Below are 17,753 nucleotides of genomic sequence, written 5' to 3'. Positions count from 1 at the left end.
TTCTCAGCGGGTGGAACAAACGTGGCAGGCAGACTTGTTGTTGTGGGCGGCGGTCAGGCCGCTTTTGCGTTGGTGGCGAAACTGCGGGCCCTGAAGGACGAGCGCCCGATCACGATCATCGCGTCGGAAGCCAGCCACCCTTATCAGCGGCCGCCGCTCTCGAAGAAATACCTGCTGCGCGAAATGGATCTCGACCGGCTGCTCTACCGGCCGGAAAGCTGGTACGCCGAGCACGCTATCGATATCCGCCTCTCCACGTCGGTCACGGCGATCGACCGGTCGTCAAAGATAGTCACCCTCAGCGACGGCTCGACGCTGGAGTACGACGTGCTGGCACTCGCCACCGGCTCGACCCCGCGCAAACTGCCGGCCAGTGTCGGCGGCGATCTCGACGGCGTCTTCGTGGTGCGCGATTTCACCGATGCCGACCGTCTTGCCGAGGAAATGAAACCCGGCAAACACGCGCTGATCATCGGCGGCGGCTATATCGGACTGGAAGCCGCAGCGGTGGCGCGTTCGAGCGGGCTTAATGTAACCGTCATCGAAATGGCTGACCGCATTCTGCAGCGCGTCGCGTCGGTTGCGACCTCCTACCTCGTCAAGGACATTCACACATCGCGCGGCGTCGATATCCGCGAGGGCACCGGCCTTGTCCGGCTCGTCGGTACCGATGGCCGGGTGACATCAGCGGAACTGACCGATGGCTCCACCATTCCGGTCGATCTGGTGATCGTCGGCATTGGTGTGACGGCCAATGACGCGCTGGCGCATGCCGCCGGTCTGGACGTTGCCAACGGCATTGTCGTCGATGGTTTCGGCCGTACGTCCGATCCCTCGATCCATGCAATGGGCGATTGCGCCGTACTACCCTGGAAGGACATCCGCATCCGGCTGGAATCGGTCCAGAATGCCGTTGACCAAGCCGAGGCCGTGGCAGCGCTGCTGGCTGGCGGCGAAGCGCCTTACGAGCCCAAACCCTGGTTCTGGTCGGATCAGTATGACGTCAAGCTGCAGATCGCCGGCTTTGGCCACGGACACGACGAGACGGTGGTGCGCAAGGGACAGCGCGAAGGCAGTATTTCGGTCTGGTATTTCACGGCCGGCAAGCTGGTCGCCGTCGATGCGCTGAACGACGCCAAAGCCTATGTCACCGGCAAGAAGCTTCTCGACCTCGGCCTGACGCCCGACCGCGCCATCCTTGCGGACCCGCAGGCAGACCTGAAGACGCTGCTGCCATAGGCGGCAGCCGTCCCCTATTGATGATGGTGATTGAAAATTCGCCCCTTGGCTTCCAACTGGAACCGGGGGAAGAAGAAGACGCCGAGCATCGATCCCGAATAGCGCTGTTCCAGCCCTGCGGATTCACCAACGCAGAAGACCGGCTGCTTCTGGCCCGAGGCCAGAATGATCGTGGTGGAAAAACAGAAGGACGATGAGGTCGTCGCGGCCTGTTCGAAAAGCGCGAGCACATGGTTGCGATCAGTACTGTCATAGCAGCGAACCAGATTGAGCAGCCCGCATTCGGCCTCATGCAGGCCGTGCATGGCCGCGGCTCTTTCACCCAGCCGAAAAAGCCCGTTCGACAGGTCTCCGGACCAGCCTTCGGAAAAACAGAACTGGCTGAGCAATTCCTGCCCGCTTTCGCCAAGGGCAAAGGAATCCGCTCCGGGTGTCTGGGGTGCGCCTGTTCTTGCAATCTTAAACAAGGCCGGCCCCGGTCTGTGCACAAAGTAAGAAATTCATTCGTCTCTTCCCGCTAACGGTTCACAAGAAACTATTTCCATTTTTCAGCATAGCTACAGTGCACCTTAAATAGATCCAGAGGCCTAGTTTGCTGCAACAGATAGAAAGCTTAACGTCAAGGTCTTGCCTCTTGTATGGACAAGACAAAACAAATTGTATGCGAGGAAAATCTACAGGCTTTATGGTCTGGGATCAAAGGAATGTTGGGTAAACAGTTAATGCGGAGAAATTGATATAGTCTGTCTTCAATTCTTCCGGGCTTGGATCCCTGTGAATCTGTGGTTCACTTGGTGCGCTGTTATAATTGCTTTTCCTGCCGCTTCAATGGGCTTGTGACAAATATTTTGCGGTCCGAGATAAATATTCAAGATTGCATCCATCTGCCCCGGTGCAATCGGAAACCGGTTCGAAAATCGGGGCGCGATCGGGGTGCCCAAGCTGGCTTTTTCCGCCGTGGGCGAGCAAAAAAGGGCGAACCTTGCGGCCCGCCCTTTCTTGCTCCGGAAATCCGGAAGCACTCAAGTCGTCATTCGTAATAAGGCAGCGCCTTATTACATCATGCCACCCATGCCACCCATGCCGCCCATGTCAGGCATGCCGCCGCCAGCCGAATCCTTCTTCGGCAGTTCGGCAATCATGGCTTCCGTGGTGATCAGCAGCGAAGCAACCGAAGCTGCGTTCTGCAGGGCTGTGCGGACAACCTTGACCGGATCGACGATACCCATGGCGATCATGTCGCCAAATTCGCCGGTCTGGGCATTGTAGCCGTAGTTGTCGGTGTTGCTTTCGAGGATCTTGCCAACGATGATCGAGCCTTCGTCGCCTGCGTTTTCAGCAATCTGGCGAACCAGCGACTGAAGTGCCTTGCGGATGATCGAGATACCGGCAGTCTGATCGTCGTTTGCGCCCTTGAGATCGAGAACGATCGAGGCGCGCAGCAGAGCCGTACCACCACCAGGAACGATACCTTCCTGAACGGCAGCGCGCGTTGCATTCAGCGCGTCGTCGATACGGTCCTTCTTTTCCTTCACTTCGATTTCAGTCGCACCGCCAACGCGGATGACGGCAACGCCGCCAGCGAGCTTGGCAAGACGTTCCTGCAGCTTTTCGCGGTCGTAATCCGAAGTGGTTTCTTCGATCTGGCCCTTGATTTGAGCAACGCGGCCTTCGATTTCGGCCTTCTTGCCAGCGCCATCAACGATGGTGGTGTTTTCCTTGGAGATCGAAACCTTCTTCGCACGGCCGAGCATTTCGAGCGTGACGTTTTCCAGCTTGATGCCGATGTCTTCGGAGATAACCTGGCCACCGGTCAGGATCGCGATGTCTTCGAGCATGGCCTTGCGGCGATCGCCGAAGCCTGGAGCCTTGACGGCAGCGATCTTCAGGCCGCCACGCAGCTTGTTGACGACGAGCGTAGCAAGAGCTTCGCCTTCAACGTCTTCCGAGATGATCAGGAGCGGCTTGCCGGTCTGAACGACGGCTTCCAGAACCGGAAGCATGGCCTGCAGGTTGGAGAGCTTCTTCTCATGGAGAAGGATGTAAGCGTCTTCCAGCTCGGCAACCATCTTTTCAGGGTTGGTTACGAAGTAAGGCGACAGGTAGCCGCGGTCGAACTGCATGCCTTCGACGACTTCGAGTTCGGTTTCGGCGGTCTTGGCTTCTTCAACCGTGATGACGCCTTCATTGCCGACCTTCTGCATCGCTTCAGCGATGTACTGGCCGATTTCCTTTTCGCCGTTGGCGGAGATCGTGCCGACCTGGGCCACTTCTTCCGAAGTGTTGATCTTCTTTGCCTTGGCAACGAGGTCCTTGACGATGGCTGCGACTGCGAGGTCGATGCCGCGCTTCAGGTCCATCGGGTTCATGCCGGCAGCAACGGCCTTGCCGCCTTCGCGAACGATGGCCTGGGCGAGAACGGTCGCTGTCGTGGTGCCGTCGCCGGCGATGTCGTTGGTCTTCGAAGCAACTTCGCGGACCATCTGGGCGCCCATGTTTTCGAACTTGTCTTCAAGTTCGATTTCCTTGGCGACGGAAACGCCGTCCTTGGTGATGCGCGGTGCGCCGAAGGACTTGTCGATGATGACGTTGCGGCCCTTAGGACCGAGCGTGACCTTCACTGCGTCTGCGAGGATGTCGACGCCGCGCAGCATTTTTTCGCGCGCGGTACGGCCGAACTTAATTTCTTTGGCTGCCATGTTAAAAACTCCCGGGCTGATGCCCAATTGGTTTTATGGAAAGTAGAAAGGTGGAAATCGGCTGGATCAGCCGATAACGCCCATGATGTCGGCTTCCTTCATGATCAGAAGGTCTTCGCCGTTAAGCTTGACTTCGGTGCCCGACCACTTGCCGAACAGGATACGATCGCCAGCCTTGACGTCGAGCGCGATGAGAGCGCCCTTGTCGTCACGGGTGCCGGTGCCGACAGCGACGATCTCGCCTTCCTGCGGCTTTTCCTTGGCGGTATCCGGAATGATGATGCCGCCCTTGGTCTTGGCTTCGGCCTCGATACGGCGCACGACGACGCGGTCATGCAGCGGGCGGAAATTGGTGCTTGTCATTGTCTAATCCCTCGATCAAATGACTTCACGGATCGTCTTTGCGATCCGATGGATGGATGTTAGCACTCCTATTGCTTGAGTGCTAGCGGCCTGGAGATAAGGATGGCTGTCTTGTGAGTCAAGAAGAAGACGGTTTGAATTTTTCATCGAAACGCTGATTGACTCGATTTGCTATTTTTTGTTTAACAGTTGCCATGGGGTCTGCGATCGCCCCACGAGGCGTCATGCCAGAATTTCGCGTCCACTCTTTAAAGAAAAGGGACGTATCATGGCCTCGTACAACTCCATTTCAGTTGAAAAACTCGCCCGCCTGACCGGAACTTCAAAAGGACCGGTCATCATTGATGTGCGCGACGACGAAGATTTCGCAGCACTGCCCTCGCTTGTTCCTGCATCCATGCGCCGCCCTTTTGCTTCGGCTTCGCAGTGGGCGGCGGATTATCGCGGCCTTTGGGTCGTGGTGGTTTGCCAGAAGGGCAAGAAGCTGAGCGAAGGCGTTGCCGCCTGGCTTCGAAACGCCGGCGCTCAGGCGGAAACCCTGGAAGGCGGTCTTGAAGCCTGGACCGCTGCGGGCCTGCCGCTCGTCCCGGCCGCCGCCATACCCGGTGGCAATGCCGGTGGTGCCTCTGTCTGGGTAACGCGCTCCCGCCCCAAGATTGACCGCATCGCCTGCCCATGGCTGATCCGCCGCTTCGTCGATCCCGCCGCATCCTTTCTCTTCGTTGCCCCGTCCGAAGTCGAGGCCGTTGCGGAGCGTTTCGGCGCCACGCCGTTCGATGTGGAGAATGTTTTCTGGAGCCATAGGGGTGAGGGCTGCACCTTCGATACGATGATCGCGGAGTTCGGCTTGTCCCTTCCCGCTCTTCAGCATCTGGCGCTGATCGTCCGCGCGGCCGACACCGACCGGCTCGATCTGGTGCCCGAGGCGTCTGGCCTGCTCGCCGCCTCGCTCGGCCTGTCGCGGGTGTTTGCCGACGATCTTGAGCAGTTGGAAGCCGGCATGACGCTCTACGATGCCTTCTATCGCTGGGCGCGTGACGCCACGCAGGAAAAACACGACTGGGTGCAACACGCCGCGAAGAAGGCCAAGGACCATGAATGAGGTGGTGCAGATACAGTCTCCGCCACCACATCCGTCCTTCGCGGAGGCTACCAAAGTCTGGGCGAAGATCGGGCTCCTGAGTTTTGGCGGCCCCGCCGGGCAGATCGCGCTGATGCACCGGGAGATGGTGGAAGCGCGCCGCTGGATTTCCGAGAGCCGGTTCCTGCATGCGCTGAATTTCTGCATGCTCTTGCCCGGCCCCGAAGCGCAGCAGCTTGCCACCTATATCGGCTGGCTGCTGCACGGCACGCGCGGTGGCATCGTCGCGGGGCTACTGTTTATCCTGCCTGGGTTCTTCGTCATCCTCGGCCTGTCATCGGCCTATGCGCTGTTCCAGCAAGCCGACTGGTTGACTGGTCTGTTCTTCGGGCTGAAGGCCGCGGTGCTGGCAATCGTCATTGAGGCGGTCATTCGCGTTGGGCGCCGTGCGTTGAAAACCCGTTTCGCGCTGATCGTTGCAGCGCTCGCCTTCGCAGCCCTGTTCTTTTTTGATCTGCCGTTTCCGCTCGTCGTTCTGGTGGCCGGCATTGCCGGATATGTCGCCACGCAGCTGCAGCCGGCAACAGGCGAAAAAGCCATGGCGGCGGCTGCGAAACAGGCACTTGCCGACAGACCCTCGGTCATCGACAGCAGCTTTCCGGATGGCGCTTCCAGCTGGAGCCGCACGTTTCAGGTTCTCGCCACCTGGCTGGCGCTCTGGATCGCGCCGTTCGTCGTCATCGGCGCGATACTCGGGTTTGGTACCGTTTACACCGCCATCGGTCTGTTCTTTTCGAAGATGGCGGTGGTGACCTTTGGCGGCGCCTATGCCGTTCTGGCCTATGTCGCGCAGCAGGCGGTCGAGACCTATCACTGGCTCAAACCCGGTGAAATGCTGGATGGCCTGGCGCTGGCAGAAACGACACCCGGGCCGCTGGTGCTAGTGCTGTCCTTCGTTGGCTTCATGGCCGCCTTTCGCGCACCGCTGGGGCTCGATCCGCTTGTCTCCGGCTTGCTCGGGGCGACGCTTGCGACATGGGTGACGTTCGTTCCGTGTTTCCTCTGGATCTTTCTCGGTGCCCCCTATGTCGAGACCCTGCGCAACAACAGGGCGCTTTCGGGCGCGCTTGCGGCGATCTCGGCAGCTGTCACCGGGGTTATCCTTAATCTGGCCGTCTGGTTCGGCCTGCACGTTCTCTTTTCCAGTGTGGATCGCTTTGCGGCAGGGCCGATGTCCATGCCGCTTCCCGTTTGGCAGACCTTCCAGTTTCCGGCTTTCTGCCTGGCCCTTCTGGCCGCCGTGCTGCTGTTTTTCTTCAAGCGCGGTGTCGTGGCGACGCTCGCCATCTGCGCGGTTGCCGGTTGGCTGATCCGTGGATTTTAGCGGTTCCATCTCGTTCCGCGCCGGAAACCTTGGAATTCAGCCGCCATTTTCCGGATCAAGACTTGTGTTTTTAACGCCTGCCTGCGATGTCAGCCCGACCATTTCTTTTCTGCGGGAAGCCAGCATGGCCGTTCGGATCAACAGTTTTCGCGACATTGCCAGCCGCTATGATGTCGTGCTCTGCGATGTCTGGGGCGTGCTGCACAATGGCGTCGAGGCGTTCAAGGGGGCCTGCGAGGCGCTGACCGAAGCGCGCGCCAAGGGTTTGACCGTCGTTCTGATAACCAATTCGCCGCGCCCGCATCCCGGCGTCATCGTCCAGATCCGCGGCCTTGGCGTGCCCGATAGCGCCTATGACAGGATTGTAACATCTGGCGACGTCACTCGCGCGCTGATCTCGGCCGGTCCGAAGAAGGTCTATTTCATCGGCGCGGAAAAGGATCTGCCGCTGCTCGAAGGTCTCGGCGTCAGCATGGTGTCCTCCGAGGAAGCCGAGATCATCGTCTGCGCCGGATTTTTCGACGACGAGACCGAGACTGCTGATGACTATCGCGCCACGCTGTCCGTTCTGGCCAAGCGCAAGGTTCCGTTCATCTGCGCCAATCCGGATCTGGTGGTCGAACGCGGTCACAAGCTCATTCCCTGCGCCGGCGCCATTGCCAAGGTCTATGAGGAGCTTGGCGGCGAAACCCGGATTTCCGGCAAGCCCTATGTGCCGATCTATCGCGCGTCCCTGTCAGAAGCCAAGGCCGTGCGCGGCGGGCTCGACCTGTCGCGGGTGATCGCCGTCGGCGACGGCATGCCGACGGACATCAAGGGCGCACAGGATTTCGGCCTCGATGTTCTCTACATCAGCGCTGGCATCCACGCGGCCGAATACATGGCGGCCGAAAAGACGGATGAAGCCAAGCTGACGGCATTCTTGAAAAACGAAGGCGCTACGCCGAAATGGTGGATGCCGAGACTGGCTTGACGGATCTGCCGTGGCCGACCTGCACGAAGAGATGACTGGCGAACGGACATGACGGTTTTTCATCGCAACGAGACCCGCGAACCCCTTCCGGAAGCGCTGCGCGGCGGGGTCATCGCCATCGGCAATTTCGATGGCGTGCATCGCGGCCATCAATCAGTTTTGAACCGGGCTCTGGAAGAGGCACAAGTGCGCGGCGTTCCGGCCCTGGTGCTGACCTTCGAGCCGCATCCCCGCAGCGTCTTCCGGCCGGACCGGCCTGTCTTCCGTCTGACGCCGGCGCCGCTGAAGGCGCGTATCCTCGAAGGCATGGGCTTTTCCGCCGTTATCGAATACCCGTTCGACCGGACCTTCTCCGAGCTTTCCGCCTCCGATTTCATCCGCTCAGTTCTGATGGACTGGCTGCATGCCAGCCATGTGGTCACCGGGTTCGATTTTCATTTCGGCAAGGGCAGGGAAGGCGGCCCGGCCTTCCTGATGGCCGCCGGTGGGGAGAACGGCTTTGGCGTCACGCTGGTCGATGCTTTTCGCGATGAGAACGCCTCGGTGATTTCCTCCAGCCATATTCGCGGGCTGCTGGGTGAGGGGGACGTGTCCCAGGCAGCCGGGCTGCTCGGCTATCGCTACACCGTGGAAGCTGAAGTGATCGACGGCAAGAAGCTTGGCCGGACACTCGGCTATCCCACCGCCAACATGCAGCTTCCGCCGGAAGTGGAACTCCGAAATGGCATCTATGCCGTGCGCTTCCGCCGCGCCGCTGGCAGCATTCATGATGGCGTCGCCAGTTTCGGCAAGCGTCCGACGGTCGATAGCAACGGCATTGCCCTGCTCGAAACCTTCGTGTTCGATTTTTCCGGTGATCTCTACGGCGAAGTCTGTTCCGTCTCTTTCTTCGGTCACCTGCGCGACGAGCTGAAATTCGACGGTCTCGATCCGCTGGTGGTGCAGATGAAGCAGGATGATGCCGAAGCCCGCGCCTTGCTCTCCGGCGTCAAGGCGCTCAGTATGATCGACAGCAAAATCGCATTCGGTCTGGATGCAAACTCCTAAAGGATGATCCCAATGGCCACCACGCCCCGCCGGCCCGTCAGCGCCATGGATGCCGCCGAAGCTTTGTTCAAGCCGGTCAAGAAGGTCGCAGCACCCGCCGTCGAGAAGCGCGCCTTGCCGGAAACCAGGGAGCTGGTGTCCATCAAGCTCGACAGCGCCGTGCTCCACTATTTCCAGGACGACGGCCCTGGCTGGCAGGACCGCATCAACGACGCGCTCCGCGCCGTCATGCTGGAAAACCCGAAGGATTAATGGGCTTTTCTGCTGCGTTCCCTCTTCTCCCCAGCGGGGAGAAGGTGGCCCGTAGGGCCGGATGAGGGGGGGCGAAGGCCACTTCTGTCTTGCTCCGGCTTCGCCGAAGCGCCCCCTCATCGCCTCACTGCGTTCGGCACTTCTCCCCGCTGGGGAGAAGAGGGAGCCCGTTGCGCGCTCTTCATCTAAATTAAAATGAGGTGGCGGCATCATGTGCCATCGCTAACTCGCTGCCGGTTCCAATATCAATAAAATGCCGGAAACTGCGCTTCATCGCCATGACGCACATCGTTCTTTGAAACTTTGCCGTTCTCATCTTCCTTTTCGCGCAAAAACCGCTTAAACAACCGCCACCATGACCCGATATCGTCGATTGATACGTGATCAGCGAATTATTGGCCCGGCCTTCCCAGCGCTTTGATAGCCGCCGGAAGGTCCGGGTTTTCGGCGTTCGGCACGAGCGCCACCGTTTCCCTTATGATATCCCGTTCGCATGCGCGGCGACACGCGCCCCAGATATGATTGCTGAAACCATGACCGATACTGCCGAAAAGCTCGATTATTCCAAGACCCTCTATCTGCCGGAAACCGAATTTCCGATGCGTGCCGGCCTGCCGCAGAAAGAGCCGGAAACGGTTGCCCGCTGGCAGGAGATGGGCCTCTACAAGCAGCTGCGCGCCTCGGCCGCCGGCCGCGAAAAGTTCGTGCTGCATGACGGCCCGCCCTATGCCAATGGCAATATCCATATCGGCCATGCGCTGAACAAGATCCTGAAAGACATCATCACCCGCTCGTTCCAGATGCGCGGCTTTGACTCGAACTACGTGCCGGGCTGGGATTGCCACGGCTTGCCGATCGAATGGAAGATCGAGGAAGCCTACCGCGCCAAGGGCAAGAACAAGGACGAGGTCCCGGTCAACGAATTCCGCCAGGAATGCCGCGATTTCGCCGCCAACTGGATTAAGATCCAGTCGGCCGAGTTCAAGCGCCTGGGCATCGAGGGCGACTTCGACAATCCCTACACGACGATGGCCTTCCATGCCGAAGCCCGCATTGCCGGCGAACTCTTGAAGATCGCCAAGTCCGGCCAGCTCTACCGCGGTTCCAAGCCGATCATGTGGTCGGTCGTCGAGCGCACGGCGCTGGCGGAAGCAGAGGTCGAATATGCCGATATCGAGAGCGATGCGATCTGGGTGAAGTTTCCGGTGCTCGAAGGGCCAGAAAGCCTCAAGGACGCCTTCGTCGTCATCTGGACCACGACCCCCTGGACTATCCCGGGCAACCGCGCGATCGCCTATTCGTCGCGTTATCCTTACAGCCTGTTCGAAGTCGAAAGCGCCGAAAACGAATTTGGTCCGCAGCCGGGCGAAAAGCTGATCTTTGCAAAGCGCCTTGCGGACGATTGCGCTGCCAAGGCGAAAGTGACGCTCAAGCCGGTTCGCGACGTGACGCCGGAAGAACTGGGCGCGATCACCTGCGCCCATCCGCTGGCCGCCCTCGGCTACGACTTCAAGGTTCCGCTTCTGAACGGCGACCACGTCACCGATGACACCGGTACCGGCTTTGTGCACACGGCACCCGGCCATGGCGCCGATGACTTTGAAGCCTGGATGGACAATGCCCGGGCTCTGGAGGCGCGCGGTATCTCGTCGAAGATCCCGTTCACCGTCGACGACGCCGGTTTCTACACCAGCGACGCGCCCGGTTTCGGTCCGGATCGCGAAGGTGGCGCCGCCCGCGTCATGGATGACAACGGCAAGAAGGGCAACGCCAACGAACTCGTCATGAAGGCGCTGATCGAGGCGAAGAACCTTTTCGCCCGCGGACGTCTGAAGCACAGCTATCCCCATTCCTGGCGCTCGAAGAAGCCGATCATCTTCCGCAACACGCCGCAATGGTTCGTCTATATGGACAAGGACCTTACCGACGGCACAACGCTGCGCTCGCGGGCGCTCACCGCTATCGACAACACCCGCTTCGTGCCGGCCGCCGGCCAGAACCGGTTGCGCGCCATGATCGAGAATCGCCCCGACTGGGTCCTGTCGCGCCAGCGCGCTTGGGGCGTGCCGATCGCCGTCTTTGCCGACGTTGAGGGCGAAGTGCTGGTCGATGAAGCCGTCAATGCCCGCATCATCGAAGCCTTTGAGGCTGAAGGTGCGGATGCCTGGTTCGCCGAAGGTGCCAAGGACCGTTTCCTCGGCAACGATCATGACCATTCCAAGTGGGTCCAGGTCATGGACATCCTCGACGTCTGGTTTGACAGTGGCTGCACGCATACCTTCACGCTGGAAGATCGCCCGGACCTGAAATGGCCGGCCGATGTCTATCTCGAAGGCTCCGATCAGCATCGCGGCTGGTTCCATTCGTCGCTGCTCGAAAGCTGCGCGACGCGCGGCCGTGCACCTTATAACGCCGTCGTCACCCACGGGTTCACGATGGACGAAAAGGGCGAGAAGCAGTCGAAGTCCAAGGGCAATGTCGTTGCCCCGCAGGACGTGATGAAGGAATCGGGTGCCGATATCCTGCGTCTCTGGGTCGCCACCACCGATTACTGGGAAGACCAGCGTCTCGGCAAGGCGATCATCCAGACCAATATCGACAGCTATCGCAAGCTGCGCAACACGATCCGCTGGATGCTCGGCACCCTGGCGCATGACAAGGGTCCAGAGGGCGGTGAAGACATTGTCTTTGCCGATATGCCGGAACTCGAACGCCTGATGCTGCATCGCCTGTCGGAACTCGACCAGCTGGTGCGCGAAGGCTATGACGCCTTCGACTTCAAGCGCATTGCCCGCGCGCTGATCGACTTCTCAAACATCGAGCTGTCGGCCTTCTATTTCGACATCCGCAAGGACGCGCTCTATTGCGACGCGCCATCGAGCCCGCGCCGCCGCGCCAGCCTCGTGGTCATCCGCAAGCTGTTTGATTGCCTCGTCACCTGGCTTGCCCCGGTTCTGCCGTTCACCACGGAAGAAGCCTGGCTGTCGCGTGATCCGTCGGCGGTTTCCGTGCATCTGGAACAGTTCCCGGTGGTGCCGGCTGAATGGCGCGACGAGGCTTTGGCTGAAAAGTGGAAGAAGATCCGCACGGTGCGCAAGGTGGTGACCGGCGCGCTCGAAGTCGAGCGCCGCGACAAGCGGATCGGCTCTTCGCTCGAAGCTGCTCCTGTCGTTCATGTCGGCGATGCCGATCTTTTGGCGGCACTCGACGGTGAGGATCTGGCGGAAATCTGCATCACGTCGGCGGTGACGATCGTTGCCGATGCCGGTCCGGCGGAAGCCTTCCGGCTGGACGATGTTGCCTCCGTCAGCGTCGAACCGACGCTGGCCGAAGGCGTAAAATGCGCCCGGTCCTGGCGTATCACCGCCGACGTCGGTTCTGATGCAGCGTTCCCCGACGTGTCGGCTCGCGACGCGCTGGCGCTGCGTGAGCTCGGCTACGCTTCTTAAGGGATTGTTTACCGGGTGAATTGCGTAATTGCGGCTCATCCGGTAAACCTGCCTGAAATTTGGCGGATTTATCCGTCATGGGCGCAGCAATGCCGCTCTAACATCGTTCGTGCCGGCGCCGCTGGAAGGGTTTTCATGGGAATGACGCGAGAGTTTCGAGTGTATGCCGGTCTGTTCGGCATTGTGGCTGGCAGCATCGTTCTGACCGGCTGCATTGGCGGTCCGACCTACGGGACGGACAAGACCGCCGGCGAACATCTGATGGACGATCTCGGCAGTTCCGTGAGCCTCGGGGCTACCAAGCCTAACAATCTCAAGTATCAGCCGCGTCCCGGCCTGGTGCTGCCGCCATCGAGCGAGACCGCGCAGCTGGTTCAGCCGCAGCAGAATCTCGCCACCAAAGACAATCCGCAATGGGTCGAATCGCCGGAAGACACGCGCCAGCGTCTGCGCGAGGAAGCCGACGCCAATGCCGATAATCCCAGCTACGTGTCACCGCTGGCCAAATCCAGCGCCAATGGCCGCAAGCTGACGACGGCCGAGCAGACGCAGGCCTATCGCGACGCCCGCAAGATCCAGATGGGTGCCTATGCCGACAAGCGCCGGTTCCTCAGCGACCCGCCGCTCGAATACCGCAAGCTGCCGGAAGAGGCGACAGCGGATCTGGGCGAGCCGGAACAGGTCAAGGAACGCCGCCGCAAGAAGGAAGCCGCGGTCAAGGGCAGCGGCAAGAAATGGTACCAGATTTTCTGATCCGGCATGTTCAAGATCCGTAAAGCCACACCTGACGATGCAGGCACGATCCTGCGTTTCATCACCGAACTGGCCATCTATGAGAAGGCCGGGCATGAGGTTGAGGCGACCGTTCAGTCGGTGACCTCTTCGCTGTTCGGCGAAAATTCCGTTTCGCATGCGGCAATCTGCGAACGCGATGGCGTGCCGGTCGGTTTCGCCGTCTGGTTCTTCAGCTATTCAACCTGGCTGGCACGCAACGGACTTTACCTGGAAGATCTGTACATCACGCCGGATCAACGCGGATCGGGTGCCGGGCGCACGATGCTGCGCTATCTGGCGCGGATTGCGGTCGAGAAGGGCTGCGGACGCTTCGAGTGGAGCGTGCTCGACTGGAACGAGCCAGCCATCAAGGCCTATGAGGCAATCGGTGCCGAGCCTCTATCGGAATGGACGCGATATCGTCTGTCCGGTGCGGCACTCGAAAGCTTTGCCGCCGGGTAAGATTTCCGGATCGGGCGTTCAGCGTCTCCCGGCAAAGAATTCCTTGAGAATGTCTGCGGCGCTCTGACCGGAAAGGCCGGAATAGACGTCGGGCGCGTGATGGCAGGTCGGCTGGCTGAAAAAGCGGACGCCATTGTCGACCCCGCCGCCTTTCGGATCTTCTGCGCCATAGTAGAGCCGGCGCAGACGGGCAAAAGAAATGGCCGCAGCGCACATGGTGCAGGGCTCTAACGTCACGTAGAGATCGGCGCCGTTCAGCCGTTCTGCACCGATGGCGCTTGCAGCAGTGCGGATCACTTCGATTTCGGCATGCGCGGTCACATCGTTGAGCTCGCGCGTGCGGTTTCCAGCGTTGGCGACGATCTCGCCGTTGATAACAAGGACGGCACCAACAGGCACTTCGCCGCGGGCAGCCGCCATTCTGGCTTCTTCCAAGGCCAAATCCATAAACCGGCTCGTTTCAGCCATCGTCGATACCCGCGATAATTTCTCTTAACCCAAGGGCTGTGACCTGATAGGACAGCCCAAAAGGCAGGCAACACAAATGACATTCAAAGACAAGCCCCAGCGCCCTGGCGGCAAACCCGCACGGTCCGACAAGAAGCCCTATACCGGCGCGCGCAAGGCCGCTGCCGATCATTCGGCCGTTGATAGCACCGAAGCCGAGAAGCCGCGCAAGCCACGGCCGACCGCGACGGAAACCGTCGGTGCCGAGGTGCCGCAGCGCATTTCCAAGATCATGGCCCGCGCTGGCGTGGCCTCGCGCCGCGATATCGAGCGCATGATCATGGAAGGCCGCGTCTCGCTCAACGGCACGCTGCTCGACAGCCCGGTCGTCAACGCGACGCTCGCTGATCACATCGAAGTGGACGGCCAGCCGATCCGCGGCATCGAGCGCACACGCCTCTGGCTCTATCACAAGCCGTCCGGCCTGGTGACCACCAATTCCGATCCGGAAGGCCGCGCCACCGTTTTCGACAACCTGCCGGAAGAACTGCCGCGCGTTCTGTCCATCGGCCGCCTCGACATCAATACCGAAGGCCTGCTGCTCTTGACCAATGACGGCGGTCTGGCCCGCGTGCTCGAACTGCCGGCCACCGGTTGGTTGCGCCGTTACCGCGTCCGCGCCCACGGCACCATCGATCAGGCAGCCCTGGATAAGCTCAAGGACGGTATCGCCGTCGACGGCGTACTCTACGGCGCCATCGATGCGACGCTCGACAAGGTTCAGGGGTCCAACGTCTGGATCACCATGGGCCTGCGCGAAGGCAAGAACCGCGAAATCAAGAACGTCATGGGCGCGCTCGGCCTCGACGTGAACCGGCTGATCCGCATTTCCTACGGTCCGTTCCAGCTCGGCGAGCTGCCGGAAGGCCAGGCCCAGGGAATCCGCGGCCGCACGCTGCGCGATCAGCTTGGTCCCCGCCTGATTGAAGAAGCGAAGGCGAATTTCGACGCGCCGATCTTTGATGCGGCAGCTGCCGAAGACGAAAAGCCGCAGAAGAACGAATGGGCGGCTGGAAAGCCGGAAGCCCGCGAGCGCGGTGCGTTCAAGGAAAAGGCTGGCGATAAACGCGAACGGGCGCTGTCCCGCCTCGATACCAAGCGCGATGACAGGGCCGGTGGCCGTCCAGAACGCGGTAGCCGCGATGCGCCTGATGCGAAATTTGACGGACCGAAGCGCGAACCGGGCTTCCGTGCCCGCAAGGCCAATGTCTGGATGGCACCGGGCGCCCGTCCCTTGGCGGAAAAGAAGCCGAAGGATGCGCAGGCAGCCGACGCTGCTGAAAAGCCAGTTCGCCGCGAACGTCCGGAAGGCGCACCGGCCGTCAAGCGTTATGGCAAGACCAAGGATGGTCTGCCGATGAAATCCAACCGGAAGTTCGATCCGGACCGCAAGAAGGCGAGCGTCTACGACCGCCCCGATCGAGGCCCGCGCGTGATCGTCACCCGTGACGACAACGACAAGGACTGGATCCGCGCAACCGAAGAGCCGAGCCGCGACGAAGGTCGTGGCGGTGATCGCAAGCGCTCCGGCGGCGACGATCGTGGTGGCCGCAGCTTCGGCGACCGCGCGCCGCGTGGTGATCGTCCGCAAGGTGATCGCCCGCCGCGCCGCGAAGGCGACAAGCCGTTCGGTGACCGCAAGCCGCGTGCCGAAGGTGACCGCTCGTTCTCCGACCGGCCCAGAAGCGACCGTCCTCAGGGCGACAAGCCGCAGGGCTACCGTCCTCCAGGCGATCGTCCTGCCGGTGACCGGCCGCGCAAGCCTTTCGGCGAAAAGTCGTTCTCGCGTGAGGATGGCGATCGCAAGCCGCGTGATTTCGGCGACCGTCCTCCGCGTGGGGATCGTCCTCAGGGCGACCGCCCGCCACGCCGTGATGGTGACCGTCCGTTCGGCGGCAAGCCCTCGGGCGACCGGCCTGCCGGCGGAAAATCCTTCGGCGGCAAGCCGGGTGGTGCAAAACCGTTCGGCGCCAAGACCGGTGGTCCGCGCAAGCCCGGCGGTGACGGAAAGCCCTCGGGCGGACGTCCTGCCGGTGGTGGCAAGCCACGCGGACGCGGGAACTAAGCGCGCGTGCGGATCGTCGGTGGCGAGTTTCGCGGGCGCGGGCTCGCAACGCCCAATTCCAACGACATCCGGCCGACCACGGACCGGACGCGCGAAAGCCTGTTCAATATCCTCAGCCATTCCTACCCGGAGGCGCTCGAGGGCGCCCGGGTTTTGGACCTGTTCGCCGGTACCGGCGCGGTCGGGCTTGAAGCCCTGTCGCGCGGCTGCCGCCAGGCACTGTTCGTGGAAATGGGCACTGAGGGCAGGGGTCTGCTGCGCACCAATATCGAAGCGCTTGGACTGACCGGCCGGGCGCGCGTCTTCCGTCGCGATGCGACCGATCTCGGTCCTGCCGGTACCGTCGAGCCGTTCCATTTCCTGTTTGCCGATCCGCCCTATGGCAAGGACCTTGGGGAGAAGGCGCTAGCGTCGGCTGCCAATGGCGGCTGGCTGGTGCCGGGAGCGCTTGCCGTTCTGGAAGAGCGGGCCGATGTGCATCCTGTGCTGCAAGATGGTTTCGACTTCATCGACGACCGTCTGTTCGGCGAAACCAAGATGCATTTCTACCGCTACCGCGCCGCGTGATACCGGAAAGACGCTGAGCATGACGCAAGGCCTCGAAACATCGAAAAAATCGGCTGATCCGACCGTCGCCATCGCCTTTGGCGGCGGCGGCGCACGTGGGCTCGCCCATGTTCATGTGATCGAAACGCTGAACGAACTCGGTATTCGCCCGGTTGCGATCGCTGGCTCGTCCATTGGAGCGATCATGGGCGCCGGTATGGCGGCGGGTATGAGCGGGGCCGATATCCGCGAGCATACGCTGGCAACCGTTGGCCGGCGCAAGGAGATCGTCAACCGGCTCTGGAGTCTGCGGCCGCACAGCTTCACGCAGGCCGTGGCCGGTGGTTTCCGCGTCGGACAGTTCAACATCGAACGCATCCTGCCTGCCTTTCTCCCGGACGCCATTCCCAAAGACTTCTCCGAGCTGCACATTCCGTTGAAGGTGATGACGACAGACTATTACGGGCAGACCGAGCGCGTCTGCGAGGACGGCGACCTGCATCAGGCGCTGGCCGCTTCGGCCGCCCTTCCGGCCGTCTTCATGCCGGTGCGCATCGATGGCCGCGTCATGATCGACGGCGGCATCTACAATCCGGTGCCGTTCGATCATCTGACCGGGCTGGCCGATATCGTCATCGCCGTCGATGTGGTCGGCGGACCGGATGGCGACGGCGAAACCATGCCGAGCCGGATCGACAGCCTGTTCGGGGCGAGCCAGCTGATGATGCAGTCGATCATCACGATGAAGATGAAGGCACACCCGCCGGATATCCTGCTGCGTCCCGAGGTCAGCCGCTTCCGGGTGATGGACTTTCTGAGAGCGCAGGAAGTTCTGGCTGCGACTGCGGGTGTCAAGGATCAGCTGAAGGCAGCGCTGGATACCGCCTTCAGCTCCACAATCCGGGGGTGAGA

At 61.2% G+C, this 17,753-nt stretch carries 16 protein-coding genes; 12 read left to right on the top strand and 4 right to left on the bottom strand.

Annotated elements, in window-relative coordinates:
- Positions 1 to 21 precede the first annotated feature (21 nt).
- Complete coding sequence (locus ACP7E0_RS12395) at positions 22 to 1,239, top strand: NAD(P)/FAD-dependent oxidoreductase (RefSeq protein ID WP_426125255.1); 1,218 nt, start codon at positions 22 to 24, stop codon at positions 1,237 to 1,239.
- A gap of 14 nt (positions 1,240 to 1,253) precedes the next feature.
- Here ACP7E0_RS12395 and ACP7E0_RS12390 read toward each other — a convergent pair whose 3' ends face one another.
- The 3 genes from ACP7E0_RS12390 to groES form a co-directional block, all read right to left on the bottom strand.
- The gene (locus ACP7E0_RS12390) at positions 1,254 to 1,706 is read right to left on the bottom strand and encodes a hypothetical protein (RefSeq protein WP_426125253.1); all 453 of its coding nucleotides are present in this window, start codon (positions 1,704 to 1,706) and stop codon (positions 1,254 to 1,256) included.
- 588 nt (positions 1,707 to 2,294) lie between these two features.
- Entirely contained in the window at positions 2,295 to 3,938 is a 1,644-nt protein-coding gene (gene groL, locus ACP7E0_RS12385) for a chaperonin GroEL (RefSeq protein WP_426125251.1), read from the bottom strand.
- A 66-nt stretch (positions 3,939 to 4,004) separates the two neighbouring features.
- On the bottom strand, positions 4,005 to 4,301 hold the full coding sequence (gene groES / locus ACP7E0_RS12380; RefSeq protein WP_275789194.1) for a co-chaperone GroES: 297 nt from the start codon (positions 4,299 to 4,301) through the stop codon (positions 4,005 to 4,007).
- A gap of 268 nt (positions 4,302 to 4,569) precedes the next feature.
- Here groES and ACP7E0_RS12375 point away from each other — a divergent pair, with 268 nt between their 5' ends.
- From ACP7E0_RS12375 to ACP7E0_RS12340, 8 genes are all read left to right on the top strand, one after another.
- Positions 4,570 to 5,403, top strand: a complete 834-nt coding sequence (locus ACP7E0_RS12375) for a chromate resistance protein ChrB domain-containing protein (protein WP_426125248.1) — start codon at positions 4,570 to 4,572, stop codon at positions 5,401 to 5,403.
- Positions 5,396 to 6,766 (top strand): chromate efflux transporter, encoded by a 1,371-nt coding sequence (gene chrA, locus ACP7E0_RS12370; protein WP_426125246.1) that lies wholly within the window; start codon positions 5,396 to 5,398, stop codon positions 6,764 to 6,766. Before ACP7E0_RS12375 ends, chrA begins: the two co-directional genes overlap by 8 nt.
- A 124-nt stretch (positions 6,767 to 6,890) precedes the next feature.
- Complete coding sequence (locus ACP7E0_RS12365; protein ID WP_426125244.1) at positions 6,891 to 7,739, top strand: TIGR01459 family HAD-type hydrolase; 849 nt, start codon at positions 6,891 to 6,893, stop codon at positions 7,737 to 7,739.
- Between the two features lie 48 nt (positions 7,740 to 7,787).
- Positions 7,788 to 8,786 (top strand): bifunctional riboflavin kinase/FAD synthetase, encoded by a 999-nt coding sequence (locus ACP7E0_RS12360; protein ID WP_426125242.1) that lies wholly within the window; start codon positions 7,788 to 7,790, stop codon positions 8,784 to 8,786.
- A 12-nt stretch (positions 8,787 to 8,798) separates the two neighbouring features.
- Positions 8,799 to 9,038, top strand: coding sequence for a BrnA antitoxin family protein (locus ACP7E0_RS12355; protein WP_426125240.1), 240 nt, complete (start codon positions 8,799 to 8,801; stop codon positions 9,036 to 9,038).
- 533 nt (positions 9,039 to 9,571) lie between these two features.
- Positions 9,572 to 12,487 carry an isoleucine--tRNA ligase gene (gene ileS / locus ACP7E0_RS12350; RefSeq protein ID WP_426125238.1) on the top strand — a complete coding sequence of 972 codons (2,916 nt, stop codon included), beginning with the start codon at positions 9,572 to 9,574 and terminating at the stop codon, positions 12,485 to 12,487.
- Positions 12,488 to 12,622: 135 nt separating this feature from the next.
- Entirely contained in the window at positions 12,623 to 13,240 is a 618-nt protein-coding gene (locus tag ACP7E0_RS12345) for a hypothetical protein (protein WP_426125236.1), read from the top strand.
- A 6-nt stretch (positions 13,241 to 13,246) separates the two neighbouring features.
- Complete coding sequence (locus ACP7E0_RS12340) at positions 13,247 to 13,723, top strand: GNAT family N-acetyltransferase (RefSeq protein ID WP_426125234.1); 477 nt, start codon at positions 13,247 to 13,249, stop codon at positions 13,721 to 13,723.
- 18 nt (positions 13,724 to 13,741) lie between these two features.
- Here ACP7E0_RS12340 and ACP7E0_RS12335 read toward each other — a convergent pair whose 3' ends face one another.
- Positions 13,742 to 14,191 (bottom strand): nucleoside deaminase, encoded by a 450-nt coding sequence (locus ACP7E0_RS12335; RefSeq protein WP_426125231.1) that lies wholly within the window; start codon positions 14,189 to 14,191, stop codon positions 13,742 to 13,744.
- A 76-nt stretch (positions 14,192 to 14,267) separates the two neighbouring features.
- Here ACP7E0_RS12335 and ACP7E0_RS12330 point away from each other — a divergent pair, with 76 nt between their 5' ends.
- From ACP7E0_RS12330 to ACP7E0_RS12320, 3 genes are read left to right on the top strand one after another with little or no spacing between them, the layout of a single operon-like run.
- Entirely contained in the window at positions 14,268 to 16,295 is a 2,028-nt protein-coding gene (locus ACP7E0_RS12330; RefSeq protein ID WP_426125229.1) for a pseudouridine synthase, read from the top strand.
- A 6-nt stretch (positions 16,296 to 16,301) separates the two neighbouring features.
- Entirely contained in the window at positions 16,302 to 16,862 is a 561-nt protein-coding gene (gene rsmD, locus ACP7E0_RS12325) for a 16S rRNA (guanine(966)-N(2))-methyltransferase RsmD (protein ID WP_426125227.1), read from the top strand.
- Between the two features lie 19 nt (positions 16,863 to 16,881).
- Positions 16,882 to 17,751 (top strand): patatin-like phospholipase family protein, encoded by an 870-nt coding sequence (locus ACP7E0_RS12320; RefSeq protein ID WP_426125225.1) that lies wholly within the window; start codon positions 16,882 to 16,884, stop codon positions 17,749 to 17,751.
- Positions 17,752 to 17,753 lie beyond the last annotated feature (2 nt).

The sequence above is a fragment of the Pararhizobium sp. PWRC1-1 genome (assembly GCF_049897905.1).
Classification (GTDB): Bacteria; Pseudomonadota; Alphaproteobacteria; order Rhizobiales; family Rhizobiaceae; genus Pararhizobium.
The sequence above is the reverse complement of the archived record's forward strand: the minus strand, read 5'-3'. Positions and strand labels throughout refer to the sequence as shown.